Annotated in this window: 24 protein-coding genes; 18 read left to right on the top strand and 6 right to left on the bottom strand. The window is 72.2% G+C overall.

Going from position 1 to position 24,707, the window contains the following annotated elements; all coding sequences use genetic code 11:
• Positions 1-23 precede the first annotated feature (23 nt).
• The gene (locus AB0M93_RS23320; protein WP_364276277.1) at positions 24-1,073 is read left to right on the top strand and encodes a DUF4192 domain-containing protein; all 1,050 of its coding nucleotides are present in this window, start codon (positions 24-26) and stop codon (positions 1,071-1,073) included.
• 233 nt (positions 1,074-1,306) lie between these two features.
• Here the strand turns inward: AB0M93_RS23320 and galE are convergent, their stop codons facing one another.
• The 3 genes from galE to AB0M93_RS23305 all read right to left on the bottom strand — a co-directional run bounded on the left by galE (position 1,307) and on the right by AB0M93_RS23305 (position 4,284).
• The gene (gene galE / locus AB0M93_RS23315; RefSeq protein ID WP_364276276.1) at positions 1,307-2,287 is read right to left on the bottom strand and encodes a UDP-glucose 4-epimerase GalE; all 981 of its coding nucleotides are present in this window, start codon (positions 2,285-2,287) and stop codon (positions 1,307-1,309) included.
• Between the two features lie 99 nt (positions 2,288-2,386).
• The gene (gene galK, locus AB0M93_RS23310) at positions 2,387-3,571 is read right to left on the bottom strand and encodes a galactokinase (protein ID WP_364276275.1); all 1,185 of its coding nucleotides are present in this window, start codon (positions 3,569-3,571) and stop codon (positions 2,387-2,389) included.
• Entirely contained in the window at positions 3,568-4,284 is a 717-nt protein-coding gene (locus AB0M93_RS23305; protein ID WP_081911239.1) for a metal-dependent transcriptional regulator, read from the bottom strand. The genes galK and AB0M93_RS23305 overlap by 4 nt, the downstream gene beginning before the upstream one ends.
• A gap of 113 nt (positions 4,285-4,397) precedes the next feature.
• Between AB0M93_RS23305 and AB0M93_RS23300 the strand changes: the two genes are divergently transcribed.
• The 4 genes from AB0M93_RS23300 to AB0M93_RS23285 all read left to right on the top strand — a co-directional run bounded on the left by AB0M93_RS23300 (position 4,398) and on the right by AB0M93_RS23285 (position 10,395).
• Positions 4,398-5,243 (top strand): sulfurtransferase, encoded by an 846-nt coding sequence (locus AB0M93_RS23300; RefSeq protein ID WP_364276274.1) that lies wholly within the window; start codon positions 4,398-4,400, stop codon positions 5,241-5,243.
• 161 nt (positions 5,244-5,404) lie between these two features.
• Positions 5,405-6,574 carry an acetoin utilization protein AcuC gene (locus tag AB0M93_RS23295; protein WP_364276273.1) on the top strand — a complete coding sequence of 390 codons (1,170 nt, stop codon included), beginning with the start codon at positions 5,405-5,407 and terminating at the stop codon, positions 6,572-6,574.
• A 2-nt stretch (positions 6,575-6,576) separates the two neighbouring features.
• Entirely contained in the window at positions 6,577-9,258 is a 2,682-nt protein-coding gene (locus AB0M93_RS23290) for a GNAT family N-acetyltransferase (protein ID WP_364276272.1), read from the top strand.
• Between the two features lie 3 nt (positions 9,259-9,261).
• Positions 9,262-10,395 (top strand): serine hydrolase domain-containing protein, encoded by a 1,134-nt coding sequence (locus AB0M93_RS23285; protein WP_364276271.1) that lies wholly within the window; start codon positions 9,262-9,264, stop codon positions 10,393-10,395.
• Here the strand turns inward: AB0M93_RS23285 and AB0M93_RS23280 are convergent.
• Both AB0M93_RS23280 and AB0M93_RS23275 read right to left on the bottom strand, forming a co-directional pair.
• Positions 10,392-11,414, bottom strand: coding sequence for an acyl-CoA dehydrogenase family protein (locus AB0M93_RS23280; RefSeq protein ID WP_364276270.1), 1,023 nt, complete (start codon positions 11,412-11,414; stop codon positions 10,392-10,394). The genes AB0M93_RS23285 and AB0M93_RS23280 overlap by 4 nt on opposite strands.
• A gap of 8 nt (positions 11,415-11,422) precedes the next feature.
• Entirely contained in the window at positions 11,423-12,586 is a 1,164-nt protein-coding gene (locus tag AB0M93_RS23275; protein ID WP_364276476.1) for an acyl-CoA dehydrogenase family protein, read from the bottom strand.
• Between the two features lie 69 nt (positions 12,587-12,655).
• Between AB0M93_RS23275 and AB0M93_RS23270 the strand changes: the two genes are divergently transcribed.
• From AB0M93_RS23270 to AB0M93_RS23210, 13 genes are all read left to right on the top strand, one after another.
• Positions 12,656-12,847: a ferredoxin gene (locus tag AB0M93_RS23270; protein ID WP_364276269.1), complete on the top strand. Its 192-nt coding sequence runs from the start codon at positions 12,656-12,658 to the stop codon at positions 12,845-12,847.
• Positions 12,848-12,930: 83 nt separating this feature from the next.
• Positions 12,931-13,788 (top strand): 3-oxoacyl-ACP reductase, encoded by an 858-nt coding sequence (locus tag AB0M93_RS23265; protein WP_364276268.1) that lies wholly within the window; start codon positions 12,931-12,933, stop codon positions 13,786-13,788.
• A complete protein-coding gene (locus tag AB0M93_RS23260) occupies positions 13,785-14,543 on the top strand; it encodes a glucose 1-dehydrogenase (RefSeq protein WP_364276267.1) in 759 nt (252 codons plus the stop codon). The genes AB0M93_RS23265 and AB0M93_RS23260 overlap by 4 nt, the downstream gene beginning before the upstream one ends.
• Positions 14,544-14,628: 85 nt before the next feature.
• Positions 14,629-15,417: an ABC transporter permease gene (locus AB0M93_RS23255; RefSeq protein WP_364276266.1), complete on the top strand. Its 789-nt coding sequence runs from the start codon at positions 14,629-14,631 to the stop codon at positions 15,415-15,417.
• On the top strand, positions 15,417-16,265 hold the full coding sequence (locus AB0M93_RS23250; protein WP_206792201.1) for an ABC transporter permease: 849 nt from the start codon (positions 15,417-15,419) through the stop codon (positions 16,263-16,265). The genes AB0M93_RS23255 and AB0M93_RS23250 overlap by 1 nt, the downstream gene beginning before the upstream one ends.
• Entirely contained in the window at positions 16,262-17,584 is a 1,323-nt protein-coding gene (locus AB0M93_RS23245; protein ID WP_364276265.1) for an MCE family protein, read from the top strand. The genes AB0M93_RS23250 and AB0M93_RS23245 overlap by 4 nt, the downstream gene beginning before the upstream one ends.
• Positions 17,581-18,618: an MlaD family protein gene (locus AB0M93_RS23240; protein WP_364276264.1), complete on the top strand. Its 1,038-nt coding sequence runs from the start codon at positions 17,581-17,583 to the stop codon at positions 18,616-18,618. The genes AB0M93_RS23245 and AB0M93_RS23240 overlap by 4 nt, the downstream gene beginning before the upstream one ends.
• Positions 18,615-19,646 carry an MCE family protein gene (locus tag AB0M93_RS23235; protein WP_364276263.1) on the top strand — a complete coding sequence of 344 codons (1,032 nt, stop codon included), beginning with the start codon at positions 18,615-18,617 and terminating at the stop codon, positions 19,644-19,646. Before AB0M93_RS23240 ends, AB0M93_RS23235 begins: the two co-directional genes overlap by 4 nt.
• A complete protein-coding gene (locus tag AB0M93_RS23230) occupies positions 19,643-20,836 on the top strand; it encodes an MCE family protein (protein WP_364276262.1) in 1,194 nt (397 codons plus the stop codon). The genes AB0M93_RS23235 and AB0M93_RS23230 overlap by 4 nt, the downstream gene beginning before the upstream one ends.
• Complete coding sequence (locus AB0M93_RS23225; protein ID WP_364276261.1) at positions 20,833-21,999, top strand: MCE family protein; 1,167 nt, start codon at positions 20,833-20,835, stop codon at positions 21,997-21,999. The genes AB0M93_RS23230 and AB0M93_RS23225 overlap by 4 nt, the downstream gene beginning before the upstream one ends.
• Positions 21,996-23,225, top strand: a complete 1,230-nt coding sequence (locus AB0M93_RS23220; RefSeq protein ID WP_364276260.1) for an MCE family protein — start codon at positions 21,996-21,998, stop codon at positions 23,223-23,225. The genes AB0M93_RS23225 and AB0M93_RS23220 overlap by 4 nt, the downstream gene beginning before the upstream one ends.
• On the top strand, positions 23,222-23,710 hold the full coding sequence (locus AB0M93_RS23215) for a hypothetical protein (RefSeq protein WP_364276259.1): 489 nt from the start codon (positions 23,222-23,224) through the stop codon (positions 23,708-23,710). Before AB0M93_RS23220 ends, AB0M93_RS23215 begins: the two co-directional genes overlap by 4 nt.
• Positions 23,707-24,189 (top strand): hypothetical protein, encoded by a 483-nt coding sequence (locus AB0M93_RS23210; RefSeq protein WP_364276258.1) that lies wholly within the window; start codon positions 23,707-23,709, stop codon positions 24,187-24,189. Before AB0M93_RS23215 ends, AB0M93_RS23210 begins: the two co-directional genes overlap by 4 nt.
• On the opposite strand, the gene AB0M93_RS23205 is transcribed toward AB0M93_RS23210, so the two are convergent.
• Entirely contained in the window at positions 24,186-24,689 is a 504-nt protein-coding gene (locus tag AB0M93_RS23205; RefSeq protein ID WP_364276257.1) for a DUF4231 domain-containing protein, read from the bottom strand. The two genes, AB0M93_RS23210 and AB0M93_RS23205, sit on opposite strands and share 4 nt — an antisense overlap.
• Positions 24,690-24,707 lie beyond the last annotated feature (18 nt).

Here is a 24,707-nt window from a genome sequence, read left to right as displayed (position 1 = left end):
CCGTCCTGCCCCACCGTGGAGGCATGACCACCGCCACCCCGGCCGGCCCCCCGCCGGCCGACCTCCGAAACCCCGCGCAGCTGCTGGCCGCGCTCCCGTACCTGATGGGCTTCCGGCCCGCGAAGTCCGTCGTCCTGGTCGGCCACCAGGGCCCCACGGGCCACGACGTGGGCCTGGTCCTGCGCGGCAACCTCCCGCGCCGCGAACACCGCGCCCACCAAGCGCGGGCACTGGCGTCGCGGTTCGCCACGGGCCCGCACACCGGCGTGTCGCTGGCGGTCGTCGGCGGCCGGCGAAGACCCGGCAGCCCGCCACCGCACGCGGGCTTCGTCGACGTCCTGGCGGACGAGCTGGCCGGGCTCGGCGTCCCGGTGATCCACGCCCTGTGGGCGGCGAACATCAGGGAGGGCGCGCCCTGGGGCTGTTACGCCGGAAGCGACTGCGGCGGCGAGTTACCGGACCCCCGCACAACGGTGGCGGCAGCGGCCGCCACCGAGCGCGGCACGGTGGCGTTCGACAGCCGCGACGAACTCGAGGCGCTGCTGTCCCCGCGTTCACCGGAAGCACTGGCCCGCCGCTCGGCCGCCTTGGCGCGGTTGCCGTGCCCGGACGTGAACGAGGCGGCATCGGTGATCCGCGCGGCGTTCAAGCGTCAGCACCGCGGCGAGGGGCCGCCGACGGACGAGGAAGTGGTGACGGTGACGAGCGCCCTGACGTTGCCGGAGATCCGCGACATGTGCCTCGCAATGGCGATCCCCGCGGAGACCTCGACGGCGTGCGAGGCCGAGCGTCTATGGCTGACGCTGGTCCGGGAGACACCCGCACCGGAACGCGCGGAGCCGGCGGTATTGCTGGGCTTCACGGCGTACATGCGCGGCGACGGCGCCTTCGCGGGCATGGCACTGGAGAACGCCTTGGCGGCGGCGCCGGGCCACATGCTGGCGAAGTTGTTGAAGGCGGTCCTGGACCGGGGAACCCCACCGGAGGTGATCCGCGGCCTGGCCGCCGCGGCCGACCCGATGGCCGGCCTGGGACTGGAGCCGGCGGACTTCGACACGGAGCAAGCGGTGTGAGGCTGGGCCCAGACTGGTGCGGCGGCTGCCGTCACGCCGCGAGGCCGTGAGCGGCTTCGGGAGCCTTCTCAAGGTCGACCCGAGCGCGCTGCCGGAGGGCGAGCGGCCAGGTGGGCCGCCGGTGGATCCGAGCGCTGCCACCGCGTCCACTGTGGACACGGCCGGCATCGGAACCGCCGGTGTCCAGATGAACCGGCGGGCTCAGGCGCTGCCCCAGCCCGCCGGCCGTGCCGTCAGCCTCGCCGCGACTGGGTGAACTCCCAGGCGTCGCGCACGATCCCCGCCAGGTCGGTCCGCTCCGGCTTCCACCCGAGCTCCTCGCGGGCCCGGTCGCTGGCCGCGACGAGCACCGAGGGGTCGCCCGCGCGGCGCGGGGCCACCGCGGCCGGCACCGCGTGGCCGGTGACCTCGCGGCACGCCTCGATCACCTCGAGAACGGAGAATCCCGTGCCGTTGCCCAGGTTGTAGATGCGGTGCTCACCCGCCGTGGCGTGCTTCAGCGCCAGCAGGTGTGCGTCCGCGAGGTCCACGACGTGGATGTAGTCGCGGACCGCCGTGTGGTCCGGCGTCGGGTAGTCGTCGCCGAAGATCTGGATGCGCTCGCGGTCGCCCGTGGCGACCTGGAGGACGAGAGGAATGAGATGGGTTTCCGTGGTGTGGCGCTCACCGAAAGTGCCGTACGCGCCCGCGACGTTGAAGTAGCGCAGGCTCACCGCGGCCAGACCGTGCGCGACGGCGAAACTGGTGATCGCGTGGTCGATGGCCAGCTTCGTGGCGCCGTAGGTGTTGGTCGGCCGCGTCGGCGCCGTTTCCGGGATCGGCGACTGTTCCGGCTCGCCGTAGGTCGCCGCGGTCGAGGAGAACACCAGCCGGGGCGTGCCGTGTTCGCGCATGGCCTCGAGCAGCCGCAGCGACGTGACGACGTTGCCTTCCCAGTACTTCGCCGGATCCGTCATCGACTCGCCGACCAGCGACTTGGCCGCGAAGTGCAGCACGCCGTCGAAACCCTCGCCGAGCAGGCTGCCCGCCACCTCGGCGGCGTCGCCTTCGATGAACCGCGCGTCCGGGTGGACGGCGTCGGCGTGCCCGGTGGACAGGTCGTCGACGACGGTGACCTGGTGCCCGGCCTCGACCAGCCGGGCGGCGCAGACGCTGCCGACGTACCCGGCTCCGCCCGTCACGACCAGCTTCAGGGCGTTGCTCTGCTCCGACACATCCAGGCCTTCCTGCCGAGGGTGACTGTGCTGCACAGTCTTCCCCCTGGCCGACGCGCGGGTCCGCGCGGGGTTGCCCCCGGACGGACCCGCGCGGTCTCAGGCTTCGTCGCGGCCGGCGCCGCGGGAGGGCACCGCCGTGAACATCCGCGGCCGCCGGTAGCCGGCCTTCTCGTACGCCGCGTCGACGGCCGCCTTGACCGCGTCCAGGTCGGCGTCGCGGACCAGCGCGATCGCCGAACCGCCGAAGCCGCCGCCGGTCATCCGCGAGCCGAGCGCACCGGCCGCCCGCGCCGAGTCGACCGCGAGGTCCAGCTCGGCCGTGGAGATCCGGTAGTCGTCGCGCATGCTGACGTGCGAGGCGTCCAGGTACGGCCCGATCTCGGCCAGCCGCCCGGCGCGCAGCAGCTCGACCGTCTCCAGCACCCGCTGGTTCTCGGTGACCACGTGCCGCACGAGCGGCGCCAGCTCGGCCGGCAGCCGGCCGAGGGCGTCGTCGAGGCCCTCGACGGTGACGTCGCGCAGCGCCTTCACCCCGAGCAGCTCGGCCGCCCGTTCGGTGCCGCGGCGGCGCTCGCCGTACCCGCCTTCGGCGTGCGAATGCTTCGTGCGGGTGTCCATGATCAGCACCTGCAGGCCGGCTTCGGCCAGGCCGAACGGCACCTGCTCCTGCTCGCCCGAGCGCACGTCGAGGAACAGGACGTGGGACTCGGTGCAGCAGAGGGACGCCGTCTGGTCGAGCAGGCCGGTCGGGGCGCCGACGAAGTCGTTCTCCGACCGCTGCACCCAGCGCGCCACCTGGGGCCGCGTCGGGACGCGGTCGCCGGTGCCGTCCAGCTCCAGGCCGGCCAGCCCGAGCAGCGCCAGCGACACCGCGCATTCGAGCGCGTGAGACGAGGAGAGGCCCGCCCCCGACGGCACGTCCCCGGCGACGACCAGGTCGGCCCCGGCCGTGAAGCCCTGGTCGCGCAGCACCCAGGCGACGCCGGCCGGGTACGCGGCCCACCCGTCGACGGTGCCCGGCGCCAGGTCGGCGATCTTGAGCTCGCCGCTGCGCTGGATCTGGCCGTCGTCGCCCAGGGTGGCCACGGACAGGATGCCGTCCTCGCGGGGCGACGCCGCCGCGGCCAGCCGGTGCGGCAGCGCGAACGGCAGCACGAAGCCGTCGTTGTAGTCGGTGTGCTCGCCGATCAGGTTGACCCGGCCGGGCGCCGACCAGACGCCGGCCGGCGCGGTGCCGTGGACCGTGCGGAACGCGGCCACGGCGTCCGAAGCGGGGCTCATCGGGCCTGCGCCAGGACGGCGTGCAGCGCGGAGCTGGCGACCTGGGCGGTGGTGTCCCCGCCGGTGACCTCGATGGTGCCGCCGCTGGCCTTGCCGACGGTGACCGTGCCGCCCGGCACGATGCCGACGGACTTGAGCTCGGTCATCAGCGACTCGTCCAGCTGGACGTGCTCGGCGATGCGCCGGATCTCGACGCGGCCGCCGCCGGTGCGGGCGAACTCGTCGAGCCGGACCAGGTCGGCCTCCGCGGGCGGCGCGGGATCGCCGTCGCCCAGCTTGTCCAGGCCCGGGATCGGGTTGCCGTAGGGGGAGGTGGTCGGGTGGTCGAGCAGCTTGACCAGCTTGCGCTCGACGGCCTCGCTCATCACGTGCTCCCACCGGCACGCCTCGTTGTGCACGTGCTCCCACTCGAGCCCGATCACGTCGACGAGGAGGCGTTCGGCGAGGCGGTGCTTGCGCATCACCGCGATGGCCAGTTCGCGGCCGTGGTCGGTCAGCTGGAGGTGCCGGTCGTCGGCGACCACGACGAGCCCGTCGCGCTCCATCCGGGCGACGGTCTGGCTCACGGTCGGGCCGCTCTGCTGCAGGCGCTCGGCGATGCGGGCGCGCAGCGGAACGACACCTTCTTCTTCGAGCTCGTAGATGGTACGCAAGTACATCTCGGTGGTGTCGATGAGATCGTTCACGCTGTCCCCTTCGTCCGCGTTGCTCATCGTAGTCGTTGGCCCCGGCAGCGGCGGCGGGCCTCGGCGGTAACAACCCGCCGGTGGGGGATATGTCCGCACCCCGGCGCGGCCGGGTGGGCGGCGGCTGGAAGATGGGAGGCATGCGTCCGCTGATCAGCACCACCGACCTCGCCGCCGCGCTGGCCGGCCCGGCCGGAGACCGGCCCGTGGTCCTCGACGTCCGCTGGCGGCTCGCCGGCCCGCCCGGTGCCCAGTCCTACCGGGAGGGTCACCTGCCCGGCGCGGTGTTCACCGACCTCGACCGGGCGCTGGCGGGCGAGCCGGGCGAGGGCGGCCGGCACCCCCTGCCCGACCCGGCGGACCTGCAGCGCGACCTGCGCGCGGCCGGCGTCCGGGCGGGCACACCGGTGGTGGCCTACGACGACGCGGACGGTTCGGTGGCGGCCCGGGCCTGGTGGCTGCTGCGCTGGGCCGGCCACGACGAGGTGGCGGTCCTCGACGGCGGTTACGCGGCGTGGACGGCCGAGGGCCGCCCGGTGAGCACGGACGAGGTGCGGCCGGAGCCGGGGGACATCACGGTCCGCCCCGGAGGCATGCCAGTCCTGGACGCGGACGAAGCGGCAGCCCTGGCCCGCGACGGCCTCCTGCTCGACGCCCGCGCAGCCCAGCGCTACACGGGCGAGACGGAGCCGGTCGACCCGCGGGCGGGCCACATCCCGGGAGCGGTCAACGCCCCGTTCGCGGCCCACACGGACGACACCGGCCGCTGGCGGACCCCGGAGGAGCTGGCGGCGAGGTTCGCGGACCTGGGCTTGCGCCCGGGCGAGCCGGTCGCCGCGTACTGCGGATCAGGGGTGACGGCCAGTTCGGTAGTCCTGGCCCTGGAGCTGGCCGGCCACCCAGGAGCGGGCCTGTACGCGGGCTCGTGGTCCCACTGGTCCCGGGACCCGCAGCGCCCGGCGGCAACGGGCAACCTCCCCGGCTGAGCAGCAGCGGCCGGCGTGGGGAGAGGCACCCGGGCCGGGCCGCTCCGGTCGGGCCGCGCAGCTGGTGCCGAACCACGGACCTCCGGGGCCGCGCCCCGCTCTCACCGCCCGGGCGGCCTTCACTCCACGGATCTCCCCGAACCGCACTACAGTCGGGTGGTATGTCGCCGGCCGTTGTTTGGGACCGTGCCCTGCTGGGTTATGACCTCGGCGGGGATCACCCGTTCAATCCCGTCCGGCTGGAGCTCACCGTCCGGCTGGCCACCGGACTCGGCGTGCTCCAGGACGTCGAACTGCTCGTCCCCACCAGCGCCGGGGACGAAGAACTCCTCCGGGTCCACGCCCCCGAATACCTCGCCGCCGTGCGGGAGGCTCCGCTTGTCGGGTGGGATGTCGGGCACGGGCTCGGGACCTCCGACAACCCCGTCTTCTCCGACATGCACGATGCCTCCGCCCTCGTCGTCGGCTCCACGCTGCTCGCCGCCCGGAAGGTCGCCGAAGGCGAGGCGCGCCGGGCCGTCAACATCGCCGGGGGGCTGCACCACGCCATGCGGGACCAGGCGGCCGGCTTCTGCGTCTACAACGACTGCGCCGTCGCCATCTCGTGGCTGCTCGACCACGGCTTCGAGCGCATCGCCTACATCGACACCGACGTCCACCACGGCGACGGCGTCCAGGCCGCCTTCTACGACGACCCGCGCGTCCTGACCATCTCCCTGCACCAGCACCCCTTCACGCTCTGGCCCGGCACCGGCTACTCCGCCGAGACCGGCCGCGGGAAGGCCGACGGCACCGCCGTCAACGTGCCGCTGCCGCCGCGCACCCGGGACCCCGGGTGGCTGCGGGCCTTCAACGCCGTCGTCCCGTCGCTGCTCGCCGACTTCGAACCGCAGCTGCTCTTCACCCAGTGCGGGGTCGACTCCCACGAAGAGGACCCCCTCGCCGACCTCTCGCTGTCCGTCGACGGCCACCGCACCATCTACGCCACCCTCCGCGACCTCGCCGAGACCTACGCCGGCGGCAAGTGGATCGCCGTCGGCGGTGGGGGCTACCAGCTGATCCGGGTCGTTCCGCGGTCCTGGACGCACCTGATCGCCACCGTCCTCGACCGGGACGTCGATCCCGCGACGCCGCTGCCGCCCGAATGGGTCGCCACCGTCGGAAAGGCCGCTCCGCACGCCGAACTCCCGCAAACCATGACCGACGACCGCGACACCGGGTTCAAGCCGTGGGGCGACGGCGAGGACGACCCGGTCGACATCGCCGTCCGGGACACCCGCCGCGCCGTCTTCCCGCTGCACGGTCTCGACCCGGACGACCCCAGGGACTGACGATGGCCGGCCGGGATCCCTTCGACTACCCCCGCGACTGGGAGGCCGACGTCGTGCTGTCCGACGGCGGCACCGTCCACCTGCGCCCGATCGTGCCCACCGACGCCGACGGCCTCGTCGCCTTCCACGCGAAACTCTCCGAGCGCACGCGCTACTTCCGCTACTTCGGCGCCTACCCGCGCATCCCCGAGAAGGACCTGAAGCGCTTCTCCACGGTCGACCACCACGACCGGGTCGCGTTCGCCGCCTTCCTCGGCGACGACATCGTCGCCGTCGGCCGGTACGAGCGGCTCGACCACGGGCCGTCGGCTGAGGTCGCCTTCGTCGTGAGCGACGCGCACCAGGGCCGCGGGCTCGGCTCGATCCTCCTGGAGCACCTTGCCGCCGCCGCGTCGGAGTGCGGGCTGCGGCGGTTCGTCGCCGAGGTGCTCGCCGAGAACGCCGCCATGGTGCGCGTCTTCCGCGACGCCGGCTACCAGGTCAGCCGCGAGATCGAGGAAGGCGTGCTGCACCTCGAGTTCGACATCGACCCGACCGAGGAGTCCCTCGCCGTCGCGCGCTCGCGCGAGCAGGCCGCCGAGGCGCGCAGCGTGCACAACCTGCTGCACCCGTCCTCGGTCGCGGTGATCGGCGCGTCCGCCGAGCCGGGCAAGGTCGGCCACGTCGCCTTCGTGAACCTCCTGGCCGCCGCCTTCACCGGCACCGTCTACCCGGTCAACCCGGAGCACCGCGCGATCCGCGGCGTCCGGGCGTATCCGTCGGTGTTGGACATCCCGGACCCGGTCGACCTGGCCGTCGTCGCGGTGCCCGCCGAGGCCGTCGAGTCCGTTTTGGACGCGTGCCTGGCGAAGGGTGTGAAGACGCTGCTGATCCTGTCCAGCGGGTTCGCCGAAGCCGGCCCGCACGGCCTGCACGCCGAGCTGCGGCTGGTCGGGGAGGCGCGGGCGCACGGCATGCGCGTGGTCGGCCCGAACGCGCTCGGCGTGCTCAACACCGCGCCCGGGATCCGGCTGAACGCCACCCTCGCGCCGCGGCTGCCCGGCCGCGGGCGCACCGGGTTCTTTTGCCAGTCCGGCGCGCTGGGCACCGCGATCCTCGCCGACGCCGAAGCGCGCGGCCTCGGCCTGTCGACGTTCGTCTCGGCCGGCAACCGCGCCGACGTCTCCGGCAACGACCTGCTCCAGTACTGGGAAACCGACCCGGACACCGACCTCGTGCTGCTGTACCTCGAGTCCTTCGGCAACCCGCGTAAGTTCGCGCGGCTGGCCCGGCGCCTTGCCCGGACCAAGCCGATCGTCGCGGTGAAGTCGGGGCGGCACGCGGTCCGGCCGCAGCTGGCGGCGACATCGACGGAGATCGACGAGGCCAGCGTCCAGGCCCTGTTCGAGCACGCCGGTGTGGTGCGGGTGGAGTCGCTGGCGCAGCTGTTCGACACCGCGCTCGTGTTCGCCCACCAGCCGCTGCCCGCCGGGCCGCGGGTCGGCATCGTCGGCAACTCCAGCGCGATCGGGCTGCTGGCCGCCGACACCGCGCGGATGCAGGGGCTGCGGCTGGCGTCGGACCCGGTGGACGTCGGGCCGCAGGCCGGGCCGGAGGAGTTCGCCAAGGCCGTCCGCGAAGCCCTCACCTCGCCGGAGACCGACGCGCTGGTCGTCGTGTTCGCGCCGCCGGTGGCGATCCCCGGCACCGCGTATGCGCGCGCCCTGCGGGAGACCGTCGTCGAGCTGGGGGAGCGCAAGCCGATCGTCTCGACCTTCCTCGCCGCCGAAGGCGTCCCGGACGAACTCGCGGTGCTCTCCGGCGACGGCGTGCCGACGCGCGGCTCGATCCCGTCGTACCCGAGCCCGGAACGCGCGGTGAACGCCCTGGCCCGGGTCGTGCGGTACGCGGCATGGCGGCAACGCCCGCAGGGCACGCTGGTGCGGCCCGCGGGGATCCACACCGAACAGGCGCAGGGCATCGTGCGTGAGCTCCAGGACGCCGACAGCGGCAAGACGACGTTGCTTTCGGACGCCGAAGTGGTGCGGCTGCTGGACTGCTACGGCGTCGGCGTGGTGCCCTTCCGCATCGTGTCCACTGTGGACGAAGCGGTTTCGGCGGCGGCCGAGCTGGGTTACCCGGTGACGCTCAAGGCCGTCGACGAACGGCTGCGCGGCCGCCCCGACCTGGCGGGCGTGCGGCTCGATCTGGCGTCCGAGGACGCGGTCCGCACCGCCTACGAGACGCTGCGGGACATCTCCGGCGACGACGAGGTGTACGTCCAGCGGATGGCGCCCAAGGGCCTGTCGTGCGTGATCGGCCTGCAGGACGACCCGTCGTTCGGCACGCTCGTCTCGTTCGGGTTGTCCGGGCTGGTCAGCACGTTGCTCGGCGACCGCGCCTACCGGGCCGTGCCGCTCACCGACGTCGACGCGGCGACCCTGCTGCGCGAGCCGCGGACGGCGCCGCTGCTCACCGGCTACCGCGGTGACGAGCCCGCCGACCTGGCCGCGCTGCAGGACATGGTGCTGCGCGTGGCCGCGCTGGCGGAGGACAACCCGGAAGTGCGGTCGCTGGTGCTGGACCCGATCCTGGCGTCGCCGGACGGGGCTTTCGTCGCCAACGCCCGCCTGGTCTTGGGGCCGCCGCCGTCGCGGCCCGACACCGGCCCGCGCCGGCTGCGCGCGATCAACCCGCTGGACTGAGCCATGTCCGCACTGACCGAGCTGCTGTCCCGGCACACCGGCGATCTCCCGGGCGCGGTGGCGCTCGTGGCCCGCGGCGACCACGTCGAAGCCGCGGCGGCCGGCTCGGCCGACGCCGGGGGGACCGTGCCGATGGCCCGGGACTCGCTGTTCCGCATCGCGTCGCTCACCAAGCCGATCGTCGCGGCCGCGGTCCTGCTGCTCGTCGACGACGGCGAGCTGGCCCTGGACGCCCCGGTGGCGCGGTGGCTGCCCGAGCTGGCGTCGCCGGTGGTCGTCCGGACGCCGGCGGGCCCGGTCGACGACGTGGTGCCGGCCGTCCGCCCGATCACGGTGGCCGACCTGCTCACCTTCCGCTGCGGGTACGGCTTCGCCGCCGACATGACGCTGCCCGCGGTCGACCTGCTGCTCCAGGTCCTGGGCCACCCGGCCGCGTCCCCGCGCGCCTTGCCGCCGGACGCCTGGCTGGCGGCGCTGGCCCAGGTGCCGCTGCTGCACCAGCCGGGCGCGGCGTGGCTCTACAACACCGGCTCCGACATCCAGGGCGTGCTGATCGCGCGGGCCGCCGGGCGGCCGCTGCCGGAGTTCCTGGCGGAGCGGCTGTTCGAGCCGCTCGGCATGGCCGACACCGGGTTCGCCGTGCCGACGGCGGCGCTGGGCCGGTTCACCAGCGCCTACCGCCGCGGCGAAGAGGGGCTGCGGCTGATCGACTCGCCGGAGGGCCGGTGGAGCGCGCCGCCGCCGTTCCCGTCCGGGGCCGGCGGACTCGTCTCGACGGCCGACGACCTGCTGGCGTTCGCGCGGTTCCTGCGCGACGAAGGCACGGCGGGCGGTCACCGCCTGCTGACGCGGGAGTCGGTGCACCGGATGACGACCGACCACCTGACCCCGGCCCAGCGCCAGGCCGCCCGGCCGTTCCTGCACGGCCAGGGCTGGGGGTTCGGCGGATCGGTCGACGTCGACCCGGCGGAATCCTGGGAGATCCCGGGCCGCTACGGCTGGGTCGGCGGCGCGGGCACGGCCCTGCACCTGGTCCCCTCGACCGGCACGGTTTCGGTGCTGCTCACCCAGGTCGAGCTGACCACCCCCGCGCCCACCCCGCTGATGCAGGAGTTCTGGACCTACGCGGCGAGCTAGCCGCGGTCCGCCAGAAGGCCGCCGAGGGCCAGCAGCTGGGCGGTGGCCGGGCCGAGCTCGAACTCCAGGCGCTTGGCCGCCGTGAAGTAGCGGTGCACGACGTGGTCGACGTCGATGCCGACGCCGCCGTGGACGTGCACTGCCGTGTGGGCCACGCGGTGGCCCGCTTCCGCCGCCCAGAACTTCGCCGTCGCCACCGCTTCCGCGGCCGGGACAGCCGAGGTCAGCCGCCACGCCGCCTGCAACGTCGTCAGGCGGACCGCTTCGACGTCGAGGTAGGCGTCCGCCAGCCGCTGGCGGACCGCCTGGAACCCGCCGATGACGTGGTCGAACTGCTTCCGCTCGGCCGCGTACGCCGCGGTCAGCTCCAGCGCCCGCTCGACCACGCCCAGCTGCTGGGCGCACACTCCGACCGTCCCGCGCAGCCGCAGCCACTCGCCGACGTCGCCCAGCGAAACGCCGGGCACGTCGGACAGCGTAAGCAGCCCGGCGTCCGCGTGGTCGACCGTCTGCTGCGGCCGCACCGAGACCCCGGGCGCGGCCGCGTCGACCAGGAACACCTCGCCGGCCGCGGCGACCAGGAACCCGTGAGCGAACGCGGCGAACGGCACCGCCGGCTGCGTGCCGGACACCCGGCCGTCCGCGGCGGTGAACCCGGACAGCGCCACCGCGAGAACACGTTCTCCCCGCAGCACCGGCAGCACCCAGCGGTCCACCAGCTCCGGCGTGCCGAACTCCGCCAGCGCCGACGCCGCCATCGTGATCGACGTCCGGTACGGCACCGCCGCCACCGCGCGGCCGATCTCGGTCAGCACCGCGCACTGCTCCGGCAGCCCGAACCCGCCGCCGCCGAGCGACGACGGCAGGGCCGCGTCCAGCACGCCCGCCTGGCCGAGCGCGCGCCACGCCGTGGCGTCGAAACCGCCGGTGCCGTGCGGGTCGTGGGTGGTCTTGTCGTCGAGGATCCGCCGGGTCAGCGGGGCGAGGTCTGCCGACGCCTCGGAAAGGGTGAAATCCATGGGTGCTCCTAGCGCGTGACGGGCAGGCCGAGTGCGGTGGCGGCGATCATGTCCCGCTGGATCTCGTTGGTGCCGCCGCCGAAGGTGAGGATCAGCGCCGACCGGTGCAGCCGCTCGATCCGCCCGGCCAGCAGCGCGCCGGGCGAGCCCTCGCGGACGACGGCGGCCGCGCCGAGCACCTCCATCAGCAGCCGGTAGGCCTCGATCGCGAACTCCGTGCCGAACACCTTCGTCGCCGACGCCTCGGCCGGGCCGAGCTCGCTCGCCGCGGCCGCCCAGGCGATCCGCCAGTTCCGGAGCTTCAGGTACTCCGCGCCCGCGTGCACCCGCGCGAGGTGCAGCCGCACCCATTCGTGGTCGATGGCGCCGGTCTCCTTCGCCCACGCCAGGACGTCGGCCAGCGCCTTGCGGATCGGCGCCGACGACGTCAGCGCGACCCGCTCGTGGTTGAGCTGGTTGGTGATCAGCGGCCAGCCGGCGTTTTCGTCGGCCACGCGCGCCGACACCGGCACGCGCACGCTGTCGTAGTAGGTCGCGCTCGTCCCGGCGCCCGCGACCGTGTGCACCTTCGTCCACGAAAACCCGGGCGCCGACGTCGGCACGATGAGGATCGACAGCCCGCGGTGCTTCTTCGCCGACGGATCGGTCCGGACCGCGAGCCAGACGTAATCGGCGTACTCGATCAGGCTGGTCCACATCTTCTGCCCGGTGACGACGTACTCGTCGCCGTCGCGCTCGGCCCGCGTCCGCAGCGACGCCAGGTCGGTGCCGGCCTCCGGCTCGGAGTAGCCGATCGAGAAGTGCAGCTCGCCGGCGGCGATCTTCGGCAGGTAGAACGCCTTCTGCTCGTCGGTGCCGTAACGCATGATCGTCGGGCCGACGGTGTTCACCGTCAGGAAGGGGACCGGCACCCCGGCGACCGCCGCTTCGTCGGTGAAGATCAGCTGATCGAGCATCGAGCGGCCCTGCCCGCCGTACTCGGGCGGCCAGCCCAGCGCGAGCCAGCCGTCCTTGCCCAGCTGCCGGACGATTTCCTTGTACGCCACGCCGTCGCCGTACTCGCCGCCGCCCGAGCGCAGGCCCTCGCGCCGTTCGGGCGTCATCAGCTCGGCGAAGTACGCCCGGAGTTCCCCGGCCAGCGCCCGCTGCTCGGGTGTGTAGTCGATCCGCACAGCCACCTCGATCCGGCGTTACAATAGAACCTGTTCTAGTTGTACCAGGGCTCACGTGGCGGAGGAAGCATGGAGATCGGCGTCGACCGGCCGGCCTGCGAGGCGAACGCGGTGTGCGTCGGGCTAGCCCCGGCCGTCTTCGACCTCGACGACGAGGAGGAACTCGTCATCGCCCCCGGGCCGGTGCCGGCCGACCAGGTGGAACGTGTTTCCGCTGCGGTCAAGGCGTGCCCGAAGAACGCGCTGTTCATCACCGATTAGCGGTGTTCACCTGAAGGCTTGCTCAAAACGAGAACAGATTCTACTGTAGGCGCGGAATCCAGGACTCGATGAGGAGGCCTCGCGTGAGCCTGACCGGCAGGACAGCGATCGTCACCGGCGCCGCCGCCGGGCTCGGCCGGGCCGAGGCGCTGGCGCTGGCCGCCCGCGGCGCGACCGTCGTCGTCAACGACATCAGCGAGCCGAAGGACGTCGTCACCGAGATCGAAGCGGCCGGCGGCAAGGCGGTCGCGGTCGCCGGCGACGTCGGGGACCGCGCCACCGCCGACGCGCTGACGCAGGCCGCGCTCGACCTCGGCGGGCTCGACATCGTCGTCAACAACGCGGGCGTGCTGCGCGACCGGATGCTGTTCTCGATGTCCGACGACGACTGGGACACCGTGCTCCGCGTCCACCTGCGCGGCCACTTCCTGTTGTCCCGCAACGCCGCCGAGCACTGGCGCGACAAGTCCAAAGCGGACGGCAAGCCGGTGTACGGGCGGCTGGTGAACACCGCGTCCGAGGCGTTCCTCATCGGCTCGCCCGGCCAGCCCAACTACGCCGCGGCGAAGGCCGGCATCACCGCGCTCACCATGTCGGCCGCCCGCGGCCTGGCCAAGTACGGCGTCCGCGCGAACGCGATCTGTCCGCGCGCGCGGACGGCGATGACCGAGGGCGTGTTCGGTGCTCCTCCCGCCGAGGGCACCGATCCGCTCTCGGTCGAGCACGTCGCCCCGTTCGTCGCCCACCTCGCCTCCCCGGCGGCCGAGCACGTCAACGGCCAGGTGTTCGTCGTGCACGGCGGCACGGTCGCGCTGGTGGCGCCGCCGCGGATCGAACAGCGCTGGCAGCTCGGCGAGCTCGAGACGTCCTTCACCACCTTCTTCGCCGGCCGCGACCCCGGCCGGATGTTCGCCGCCACCGAGATCCTGGAGGAGCTGTGAGGCTGGACGGGAAGATCGCCCTGATCACCGGCGCCGCGCGCGGGCAGGGCGAGGCCGCCGCCCGCGCGTTCGTCGCCGAGGGCGCGAAGGTGGTGATCGCCGACATCCTGGACGACGAGGGCAAGCAGCTCGCCGCCGAGCTCGGCGACCACGCCGTCTACCAGCACCTCGACGTCGGCGACGAGGACGGCTGGACCGCCGCGGTCGAGCGCGCGACCACGGAGTTCGGCGCGCCGGACGTGCTGGTCAACAACGCCGGCATCCTGCACTTCTCCGAGCTCGCGCAGACGACGCTGGCCGATTACGAACGCGTGATCCGGGTGAACCAGATCGGGGCGTTTCTCGGCATGCGTTCGGTCGTTGAACCGATGACCGCCGCCGGCGGTGGCTCCATCGTCAACGTGTCCTCTGTGGAGGGACTGGCCGGGATGCCCTACCTCGTCGCCTACACCGCGAGCAAGTTCGCGATCCGCGGCATGACCAAGGTCGCGGCGATGGAACTCGGCCGCAAGCACATCCGCGTCAATTCGGTGCACCCCGGCGCGATCGAAACGAAGATGGTCGAGACCGCGGCGGGCGGGCAGAAAGTCGACATGTCGTTCGTCGGGAAGAAGGTCGCCCTCAAACGGGTCGGGCAGCCGGAGGACATCGCGAAGCTGGTGTTGTTCCTGGCCAGCGACGAGAGCGCGTACTGCACGGGAGCGGAGTTCGTCGCGGACGGCGGCGCCACGGCGACGCACGCCCTCAATTTCTAGCGAACACCGCTAGTGAACACCGCTAACGAAACGCGGGCGCCGGGTGTGGAGAAGACTCGGGGGTGAGTGACTACGGGGAGGTGTGGTGAGCGGAAGCACTGGCACGCTCCCGGGAACCGCGGCCCTGACCCAGGTCGGCCGGCTCGCGACGCTTTCCTGGGAAGTGCTGCGCGCGATCTTCAAGCGCCCGTTCCAAGCGCGGGAATGGATCCAGCAGTGCTGGTTCTTCGCCAGCGTCACGATCCTGCCGACCGCGCTGGTCGCCATCCCGTTCGGCGCGGTGATCGCCCTGCAGCTCGGTTCCCTGACCGCGCAGATCGGCGCGCAGTCGTTCACCGGCGCGGCCTCCGCGCTGGCGATCGTCCAGCAGGCCAGCCCGCTGATCACCGCGCTGCTGGTCGCCGGCGCGGGCGGCAGCGCGGTGTGCGCGGACATCGGCGCGCGCAAGATCCGGGAAGAGATCGACGCCATGGAGGTCCTCGGCGTCAACCCGATCCAGCGGCTGATCGTGCCGCGGGTGCTCGCCGCGATGGTCGTCTCCGTGCTGCTGAACGGCTTGGTCAGCGTGGTCGGCGTGCTGGGCGGTTACTTCTTCAACGTCGTCCTGCAGGGCGGCACCCCCGGCGCGTACCTGGCCAGCTTCAACGCCCTCGCCCAGGTGCCGGACCTGTGGGTCAGCGAGATCAAGGCGCTGCTGTACGGCTTCGTCGCCGGGGTCGTCGCGGCCTTCCGCGGGCTGAACCCGGCCGGCGGCCCGAAGGGTGTCGGTGACGCGGTCAACCAGGCCGTGGTGATCACGTTCCTGCTGCTGTTCCTGATCAACGTCGTGCTCACCGCGATCTACCTGCGGATCGTCCCGCCGAAGGCGATGTGATGACCGCCGAACCGCTGGACGCCGACCGGACGCTCGAGTACATCGCGCGCCCCGGCCAGAGCCTGGAGGGGCTCGGCAAGCAGCTGGCGTTCGCCGCGAAGGCGCTCGCGTGGTCGCCGCGCACGATCCGCCGCTACAGCCGGGAAACGCTGCGGCTGCTCACCGAGGTCTGCTTCGGCACCGGCGGCCTGGCCGTCATCGGCGGCACGCTCGGCGTGATGATCGGGATGACGCTGTTCACCGGCCTCATCGTCGGCCTGCAGGGCTACTCCGCGCTGAACCAGCTCGGCACGGCCGCGCTCACCGGGTTCATCTCCGCCTACTTCAACACCCGCGAAGTCGCGCCGCTTTCGGCCGGCCTCGCCCTGTCCGCGACCGTCGGCTGCGGCTTCACCGCGCAGCTCGGCGCGATGCGGATCTCCGAGGAGATCGACGCGCTCGAAGTCATGGGCGTGCCGAGCATGCCGTACCTGGTGACGACCCGGGTGCTGGCCGGCGTCGCCGCGGTGATCCCGCTGTACGCGGTCGGCCTGCTTTCGAGCTACCTCGCGTCCCGGCAGATCACCATCTGGCTCTACGGCCAGTCCGCGGGCACCTACGACCACTACTTCACGCTCTTCCTGCCACCCGGCGACGTCCTTTGGTCGTTCGGGAAGGTGATCGTGTTCAGCGTGCTCGTCATCCTTTCCCATTGCTATTACGGTTTCCACGCCAGCGGTGGCCCGGCCGGCGTCGGCGTGGCGGTGGGCCGCGCGGTGCGGACGTCGATCGTGCTGATCTCGGTGCTGGACTTCTTCCTGTCGCTGGCGATCTGGGGCGCGAACACGACGGTGAGGATCTCCGGATGAGGCGCGAGCTGTGGCAGCGGCTCCGGTACCAGGTGCTGGGGCTGGTCTTCCTGCTCGTCGCCGCGTTGTTCATCGCGCTCACCCTCGCCGTCTACCACAAGGCGTTCACCCCGGTGACGCTCGTGAAGCTGGAGACCGACCGCGTCGGCAGCCAGCTGCGCACCGGCGGCGACGTCAAGGTCCGCGGCATGCTCGTCGGCGAAGTCCGGTCCGTGCTCGCCAAGGGCGACCACGCCGAGCTGGAGCTGGCCCTCGACCCGGGGAAGACGCCCGTCATCCCGGCGAACGTGTCCGCGCGGCTGCTGCCGAAGACGCTGTTCGGCGAGCGGTACGTCGCCCTGCAGCTGCCGGAGAAACCCGCGCGCCCGATCGCGGCGGGCGACGTCATCCCGCAGGACCGCAGCAGCGCGGCGATCGAGCTGCAGAAGGTCCTCGACGACGTGATGCCGCTGCTGCAGGCCGTCCAGCCGGAGAAGCTGTCGAGCACGCTGACGGCGGTGTCGACCGCGCTCGAGGGACGCGGCAAGCAGCTCGGCCAGACCCTCGTGCAGCTGAGCGACTACCTCGGCAAGCTCAACCCGTCGCTGCCGGACATCAAGGCCGACATCAGCGGCCTGGCGAACGTCGCGAACACCTACGACAAGGCGGCGCCGGACCTGCTGCAGGCGCTGTCGGACCTGACGACGACGAGCCGGACGATCGTCGACCAGCGCGCGCAGCTGAGCGACCTCTACGCGACCGTCACCGCGGCTTCGGTGGACCTGACGAGCTTCCTGCAGGTCAACAAGGACAACCTGATCCGGCTCACCACGGCGGTCCAGCCCACCCTGGACGTCCTCGCGAAGTACGCGCCGGAGTACCCGTGCCTGATGCGGCAGCTCGCGGAGTCGGTGCCGCGCGCGGAGCTGGCGTTCGGCAAGGGCACCGCGCACCCCGAGGTCAGCCGGGTCACCATCGAGTTCGCCGCCAGCCGCGGCAAGTACCTGCCCGGCGTCGACGAGCCGAAGTACGAGGACAAACGCGGCCCGCGCTGCTACCCGCAGGTGCCGAAGCCCGGCGTGTGGCCGCAGTACCCGCCGGACGGCGCCATCCAGGACGGTTCCAGCAAGCCGCCGCCGCCGAAGAACCCGCCCGAGACGCTGCCGGCCGGTGGCGGCGCGGTCGGCGGGGACGGCACGATCGTCGGCTCGGCCTACGAGAACGACCTGATCGACCTGCTCGCCTCGCCCGCCCTCGGCAGCTCGCCGGGTGCTGTGCCGGGCTGGGCGGGGTTGCTCGTCGGGCCGCTCTACCGCGGGGCGGAGGTGGAGCTGAAGTGAGGAGTTTCGTCCCGTCCCTGATCAAACTCGTGGTGTTCGCCGTCGTCACCGTGTTGTTCACCGGGATCCTCGCGGCCACCATCGCGAACACGAACTTCGGCGAGACCTCGGGTTACCTGGCGAAGTTCACCGACGCGTCCGGCCTCAAGGAAGGCGACGACGTCCGCATCGCCGGCGTCAAGGTCGGCCAGGTCGACACCATCGAGGTGGTCGGGGGGGAGCGGAACCTGGCGCAGGTGCGGTTCGACGTCGAGCACACCTACCGGCTGCCGGAGACGGTGACCGCGACGATCAAGTACCGCAACCTCGTCGGCCAGCGCTACCTCGCGCTCGGCACCGACGTCCCGGGCGATCGCACGCTGCCCGACGGCGGCACGATCCCGCCCGAGCGCACCAAACCCGCGCTCAACCTGACCGTGCTGTTCAACGGCTTCAAGCCGCTGTTCAAGGCGCTGAGCCCGAAGGACGTCAACCAGCTCTCGGCCGAGATCATCAGCGTCTTCCAGGGCGAGGGCGGCACGATCACCAGCCTGCTGCAGCACACCGCGTCGCTGACGACGGCGATCGCGAGCAAGGACCAGGTGATCGGCCAGGTCATCGCCAACCTCAACACGGTGCTCGGCACGGTCAACGCCCGCGGCCCGGAGCTGGGCGACCTCGTCGAGCAGACCCAGAAGCTGGTCAGCGGGCTGGCCGAGCAGCGCAAGCCGATCGGCGACGCGGTCAGCGCGCTCGGCGACCTCGCGGTGTCCACGACGGGCCTGCTCGCCGACGCGCGCCCGGCGCTGAAGAACGACGTGGCGCAGCTCGGCGTGCTGTCGCAGAACCTCGGCGATTCGGGGCAGCTGCTCAACCACCTGCTCGAGGTGCTGCCGGGCAACCTGCAGAAGTTCACCCGGACGCTGAGCTACGGCAGCTGGTTCAACTACTACCTGTGCGGGATCACGGGCACCATCGGCATTTCCTCGCTCGACATCACGCTGCCGATCATCCCGATCCCCGGCACCCAGCGCGCGGAGAGGTGCGGTCCGTGAAGCCGCTGAAGGAACGCAACCAGGCCATGGTCGGCGCGGTCGCGCTCGTGCTGATCGTGCTCGTCACGGCCACGACGTACTTCTCCGACCAGCTCCCGTTCTTCGGCAACGGCACGACGTACTCGGCCTACTTCGGCGAGTCCGCCGGGCTGGCGCCGGACAACGAGGTGGAGGTCGCCGGGGTCAAGGTCGGCACGGTGTCGTCGGTGAAACTCGCGGGCAAGCAGGTTCTGGTCAAGTTCCGCGTCAAGGACGTCCGGGTCGGCGACGCGACGACGGCGTCCATCGAGATCAAGACGCTGCTGGGGGAGAAGTACCTCGCGCTCGACCCGAAGGGCGGCGGCGCGCAGGAGCCGAACTCGACCATTCCGCAGACGCGCACGCGCACACCGTTCCAGCTGCAGGACGCCTTCGAGCAGCTGTCGACGACGGTCGGCGACATCGACACGAAGCAGCTCGCGGACAGCTTCAACGCGTTGTCCGACAGCCTCAAGGACAGCCCGCAGTACCTGAAGGACACCCTGAACGGCCTGTCCTCGCTGGCCAAGACGGTGTCGTCCCGCGACGCCGACCTGCACACGCTCCTGGCCAACACCAGCCAGGTGTCGAAGACGCTCTCCGACCGCAACGCGCAGCTGCAGCGCGTGATCAGCGACGGCAACCTGCTGCTCACCGAGCTGCAGAACCGCAAGGCCGCGATCAACGCGCTGCTCACCGGCACGCAGCAGCTTTCGCAGCAGCTCACCGGGCTCGTCCAGGACAACCGCGCGCAGCTGAAGCCGACGCTGGACAAGCTCGGCAAGGTGACCGACATCCTGCAGCGCAACCAGGGCAACCTGGACAGGAGCCTGCAGCTGATGGCGCCGTTCGCCCGCGTCGGCGCGAACGCCACCGGCAACGGCCGCTGGTTCGAGGGCTACCTGTGCGGGCTGCTGCCGCCGACGATCACCGCGGCCGGGCTGCACATCAACCCCGAAGGCTGCACGCCGCCGATCGCGGCACCGAACCAGGGGGTGGGCCACCGATGACCATCCACACCGCCCGCGGCCGCAGCCTGGTGACGTGGCTGGCGTTCGCCTGCGTCGTCGCGCTGATCGTCACCGCCGGGCTGTACCTGGTGTTCCGGTCCTCGAACGGCACCAGGCTTTCGGCGTACTTCGGCAAGACTGTCGGGCTGTACGCCGGTTCGTCGGTGCGGGTGCTCGGCGTGCCGGTCGGCGAGGTCACCGACGTCACGCCCGAGGGGGACGCGGTCCGCGTCGACATGCGCGTCGACGACGTGCTGCTGCCCGCCGGCGTCGGAGCCGTGGTTGTCGCGCCGAGCCTGGTCAGCGACCGGTACGTCCAGCTGACCCCGGCCTACGACAGCGGGCCGGTGCTCGCCTCCGGCACGGTCCTGCCGCGCGACCGCACGGCCACGCCGGTGGAGCTGGACGACCTGTACTCCAGCCTGGACAAGCTGTCGACGGCGCTGGGCCCGAACGGCGCCAACTCCGGCGGCGCGCTGTCCGGCGTGCTGGACACCGCCGCGAACACGCTGAAGGGCAACGGTGCTTCGCTGAACTCGACGGTCGGGCAGCTGGCCGGCCTCGCGAAGACCCTGGACGGTTCGAAGGACGACCTGTTCTCGACCGTGCAGAACCTGAACTCCTTCACCGGTGCCCTGGCCCAGAGCGACCAGCAGCTCAACGAGTTCTACGGCCGCGTCGCCGACGTCAGCCGGTTCCTCGCCGCGGATTCCTCCGACGTCGGGGCCGCACTCCAGTCCCTCGGCGGCGCGCTGGGGGACGTCCAGCAGTTCGTCAACGACAACAAGACGGCCCTGGAGTCCAATGTGGACAAACTGGCGTCGCTGTCGAAAGTCCTCGTCGACCAGCGCGCCGCGCTCGCCGAGGTGCTCGACATCGCGCCGACCGGCGCCACGAACTTCATCAACTCCTACGACGCGGCGTCGGGCACCATCGCCGTCCGCGACAACCTGAACGAGCTGACCAACCCGCCGATCCTCACGGTGTGCCGGCTGATCAGCTCGGTCACGCCGAAGGAAGTCCCCGACGCGCTGGGGAACATCTGCAAGCAGCTGGCGCCGGTCCTGGACGGCGTGCTGAAGCTGCCGACCATCCCGCAGGTGCTCAACTCCCTGCAGAACGGCACCCTGCCACCGCTGCCCCTCCCGCTCGTCGACGTCATGGAACAGATGTCGGGCGGTGCGAAGTGAACGGGCGCAAGCGGATCGCCGGCGCGCTGGCCGGGGTGCTCGTGCTGGCCGGCTGCAGCGACGGCGGGTTCAACGGCCTCTACGGCACGCCACTGCCGGGCGGCGCCGACGTCGGCGACCACCCGTACCACGTCACCGCCCTGTTCACCGACGTGCTGGACCTGGTGCCGCAGTCCAGCGTGAAGGTCAACGACGTCGCCGTCGGGCGCGTCGACAAGATCACCCTGACGCCGGACACGCGGTCGGCGCTGGTCGCGATGACCGTCAACGGCGACATCGCGCTGCCCGCGAACGCCCGCGCAGAACTGAAGCAGTCGAGCCTGCTGGGGGAGAAGTTCGTCGAACTGAGCGTGCCCACGGCCGAGCGGGCCACCGGGAAACTGGGCGACAGCGGGCAGATCCCGCTCGGCCGCACCAACCGCAACCCCGAGGTCGAGGAGGTGCTCGGTGCGCTTTCCCTGCTGCTCAACGGCGGCGGTGTCGAGCAGATCCAGAAGATCAGCCACGAGCTCAACGACGCGTTGTCGGGCAACGAGCCGGAGATCCGCGCCCTGCTGTCGCGAGTGGACGAACTGGCGACGCAGCTCGACGGGCACAAGACGGAGATCCTGCGTGCGATCGACGGGCTCGGGAAGCTGTCGAAGACGCTGACCGGCCAGACGCAGAACCTGACGAACGCGCTGGACAACCTCGCGCCGGGCCTGAAGGTCGTCACCGACCAGCGTGACCAGCTCGTCGGGATGCTGACCGCGCTGAACACGCTGTCCGGCGTCGCGGTCGACACGGTGTCGAAGAGCCGCGACCAGCTCGTCGCGAACCTCAAGGCACTGCAGCCGACGTTGACGAAGCTCGGCGAGGCCGGGCAGAACCTGCCGAACGCGCTGCAGATCCTGCTCACCTACCCGTTCCCGGACTACGCGGGCAACGTGATCAAGGGCGACTACGCGAACGTCGAGGCGAACGTCAACCTCGACCTCGACACGCTGATCCAGAACTTCACGAACTCCTCGCAGCCGCCGATCGCGCTGCCGCAGGCCATCGGCGGCGGGCAGCCGTCCGCGGCGGCGCCGCCGTTGCCGCTGCCGGACCTGGGGACCACCCCGCCGGCCGCCGGTTCCGACCTGCTGGGCGGGCTGCTCGGCCTGATCGGGGGTGGCCGGTGACCCGCAAGATCCGCGTGCAGCTGTTCGCGTTCGTCGTCATCGCGGTGGTCTCGGTCGTCTACGCCGGCGGCCGCTACGCCGGGCTGGACCGGCTGTTCGGCAACCGCGGCTACGTCGTCACCGCGCAGCTGACCGACTCCGGCGGCATCTTCGTCAACTCCGAGGTCGCCTACCGCGGCGTCACGGTCGGCCGGGTGACGTCGATGACGCTCACCGAGCACGGCGTCGACGTCGCCCTCGACATCGACGCGGGCGCGCCGGACATCCCGGCCGACGCGCACGCGCAGGTGGCGAACCGCTCGGCGGTGGGGGAGCAGTTCGTGGACCTGCTCCCGCAGCACAACGGCGGCCCGTTCCTCGAGGACGGCTCGGTGATCACGGCGGACAAGACGTCGCTGCCGCCGTCGCCGGACACCGTGCTCACCCACCTCGACGACCTCGTCGCGAGCGTGCACCCGGATTCGCTGCGGACGGTCGTCGACGAGACGTACAACGCGTTCGCGGGCGCGGGACCCGAGCTGCAGCAGCTGCTCGACAGCACGGGCTCGCTGACGGCGGTGGCCGCGCAGTACGTGCCGCAGACGCAGGGGCTGCTGGCGAACTCGCGGATCGTGCTCGGCACCCAGGAACGCCAGGCCGCGAACATCACCGACTTCGCCTCGGGGCTGCGCACGATCGCCGGCCGGCTCAAGAAGTCCGATCCGGACCTGCGGCGGGTGATCGCGCAGGCCCCGCAGCTGAGCCGGCAGATCAGCGACGTGCTCGCCGCGTCGGGCACCGACCTGGGCGTGCTGTTCGCGAATCTGCTGACCACCGCGCAGATCACCACTTCCCGCAAGGACTCGATCGAGGAACTGCTCGTGGCGTACCCGATCATCGGGGCGTTCTCGCCGTCGACGTCCCCGGACGGCACCGGTCACCTCGGCGTGGTGTTCAACTTCTTCGACCCGGCTTCGTGCACGAAGGGCTACGAGGGCACGAAACAGCGTCCGGCGAACGACGAAACCGAAGCGCCGGTGAACATGAACGCCTACTGCGCCGAGCCGCCGGGCAGCCCGACCGGGGTCCGCGGGGCGCAGAACGCGCCGTACGCCGGGAAGCCGCCGGCGATCCCGGCCGCGCCCCGGCAGCAGGCCGCGCCGGCGCCCCAGCAGCTCCCCGGGATGCTCAGCCTGCTGACCGGGCCGACCTCGGGCGGGCTCGGCAAGCTGCTGGGCGCGCCGTGAAGCAGCGGCTCCTGGTGGTGGCGGCGGTCGTGTCGGTGCTGGCGGCGGCCTTCTCGGGCTGGTCGTGGTGGCGCGCGGCGGCGGACGACTCGGCCGCGCGCGGCCGGGCGCGTGACGCGGTGCTGGCGGCGGCGGGCCCCCAGCTGGTCACGCTGAACACGATCGACTACCGCACGGCCGCCGCCGACGTGGACCGCTGGATCGCGGCGACGACCGGCCAGTACGGGAAGGACCTGGCCGGCGACCGCCAGCTCCAGATCGACCGCGCTGTCGCCGCACGCACGGTTTCGTCCGCGTCGCTGGTCCAGGCGGCGGTGACGGAGATCGATCCGTCGCGCGGCGCTGCACGGCTCTTGGCGGTGCTGGACGTCCGGGTGTCGACGGCCGGCGGTGCTGTTGCGCCACGCATGAACCGGCTGACGGTGGACGCGACGCGATCCCCGGACGGCTGGCGGATCGCGGGCGTCCAGGCGGCGGGCTCATGACCCGGGTGCTCGCCGTGGTGATCGCGCTCGCCCTGGGCTGCACGGCGTGGTTCGCCATCGAGACGGCTTCCCTTTCACCCGGCGACAATGCGGCCCTGGTGGACACCGCGGCGACGGCTTCGGTGGCGTCCGAAGTGAGCGACGCGGTGAAGGCGGTGTTCTCCTACGACTACGCGAACCTGGCCCGCACCGAGCGAGCGGCGGCGGACGTCCTGACGGGCGACGCGGTCCGCCAGTACCAGGCCCAGTTCGCCTCGGCACGGACCCGGGCGGCGGCGGAGAAGCTGGTCCGCACCACGACGGTCCGGGCGGTGGGGGTGCGCTCGTTGCGTGGCGACGAAGCTTCCCTGCTGTTGTTCCTGGACCAGCAGACGGTGGCCCAGGGCGGGGGAGCACCGTCGTCGTCGGTGGCCCAGCTGGCGGTGACGGCGAAGCGGGTCGACGGCCGCTGGAAGCTCGCCACCCTGACGGCGCTCTAGCCCCCGGCGCCCGGTGAAGGCGCCGGCCCCACCGCCTTCCGCATCGTGCTCGACCAGCGCGCACCCTCCTCGCTGATCACGGCGTTCAGTTCGTCCGCCAGGATTTCCCGGCGCGTCCCGGCGTCGCGGTACGGACCCACCCGGCCGGCGTAGCGGTACGCCAGCCGCCGGATCGCCTCCGCCGAACCGCGGTAGCTCAGGTAGTTCGTGTGCAGCTGGAAAAGCTGCTGGACGCCCTCGAGCACGACGACCACCGCGGCGAACGACGCCGTCCAGGCCGGCGGGGCGGCGACCGCGGCCAGGACCGGGACCGCCGCGGCCACCGCGATCGACACCGTCTTCAGGCCCTGGTAGCCGAGCCGGGTCCGGGTGGCGGCCTTGTGGTACCACGCGAACTCCGCGCGGAGGTGCTGCCAGACGACGTCCGTCTCGTCCTGGGGGTCGGGCAGCGAAGGGAGTGCCTCGTCGAGGCGTTGCCACTGCAGGCGTTTACCCGGCATGGCCATACAGTGGCACAC

Origin of the sequence: Amycolatopsis sp. NPDC051102, assembly GCF_040682815.1 — a bacterium.
Lineage (GTDB): Bacteria > Actinomycetota > Actinomycetes > Mycobacteriales > Pseudonocardiaceae > Amycolatopsis.
Note: the sequence above shows the minus strand (reverse complement) of the source record. Positions and strands in the feature narration are given on the sequence as shown.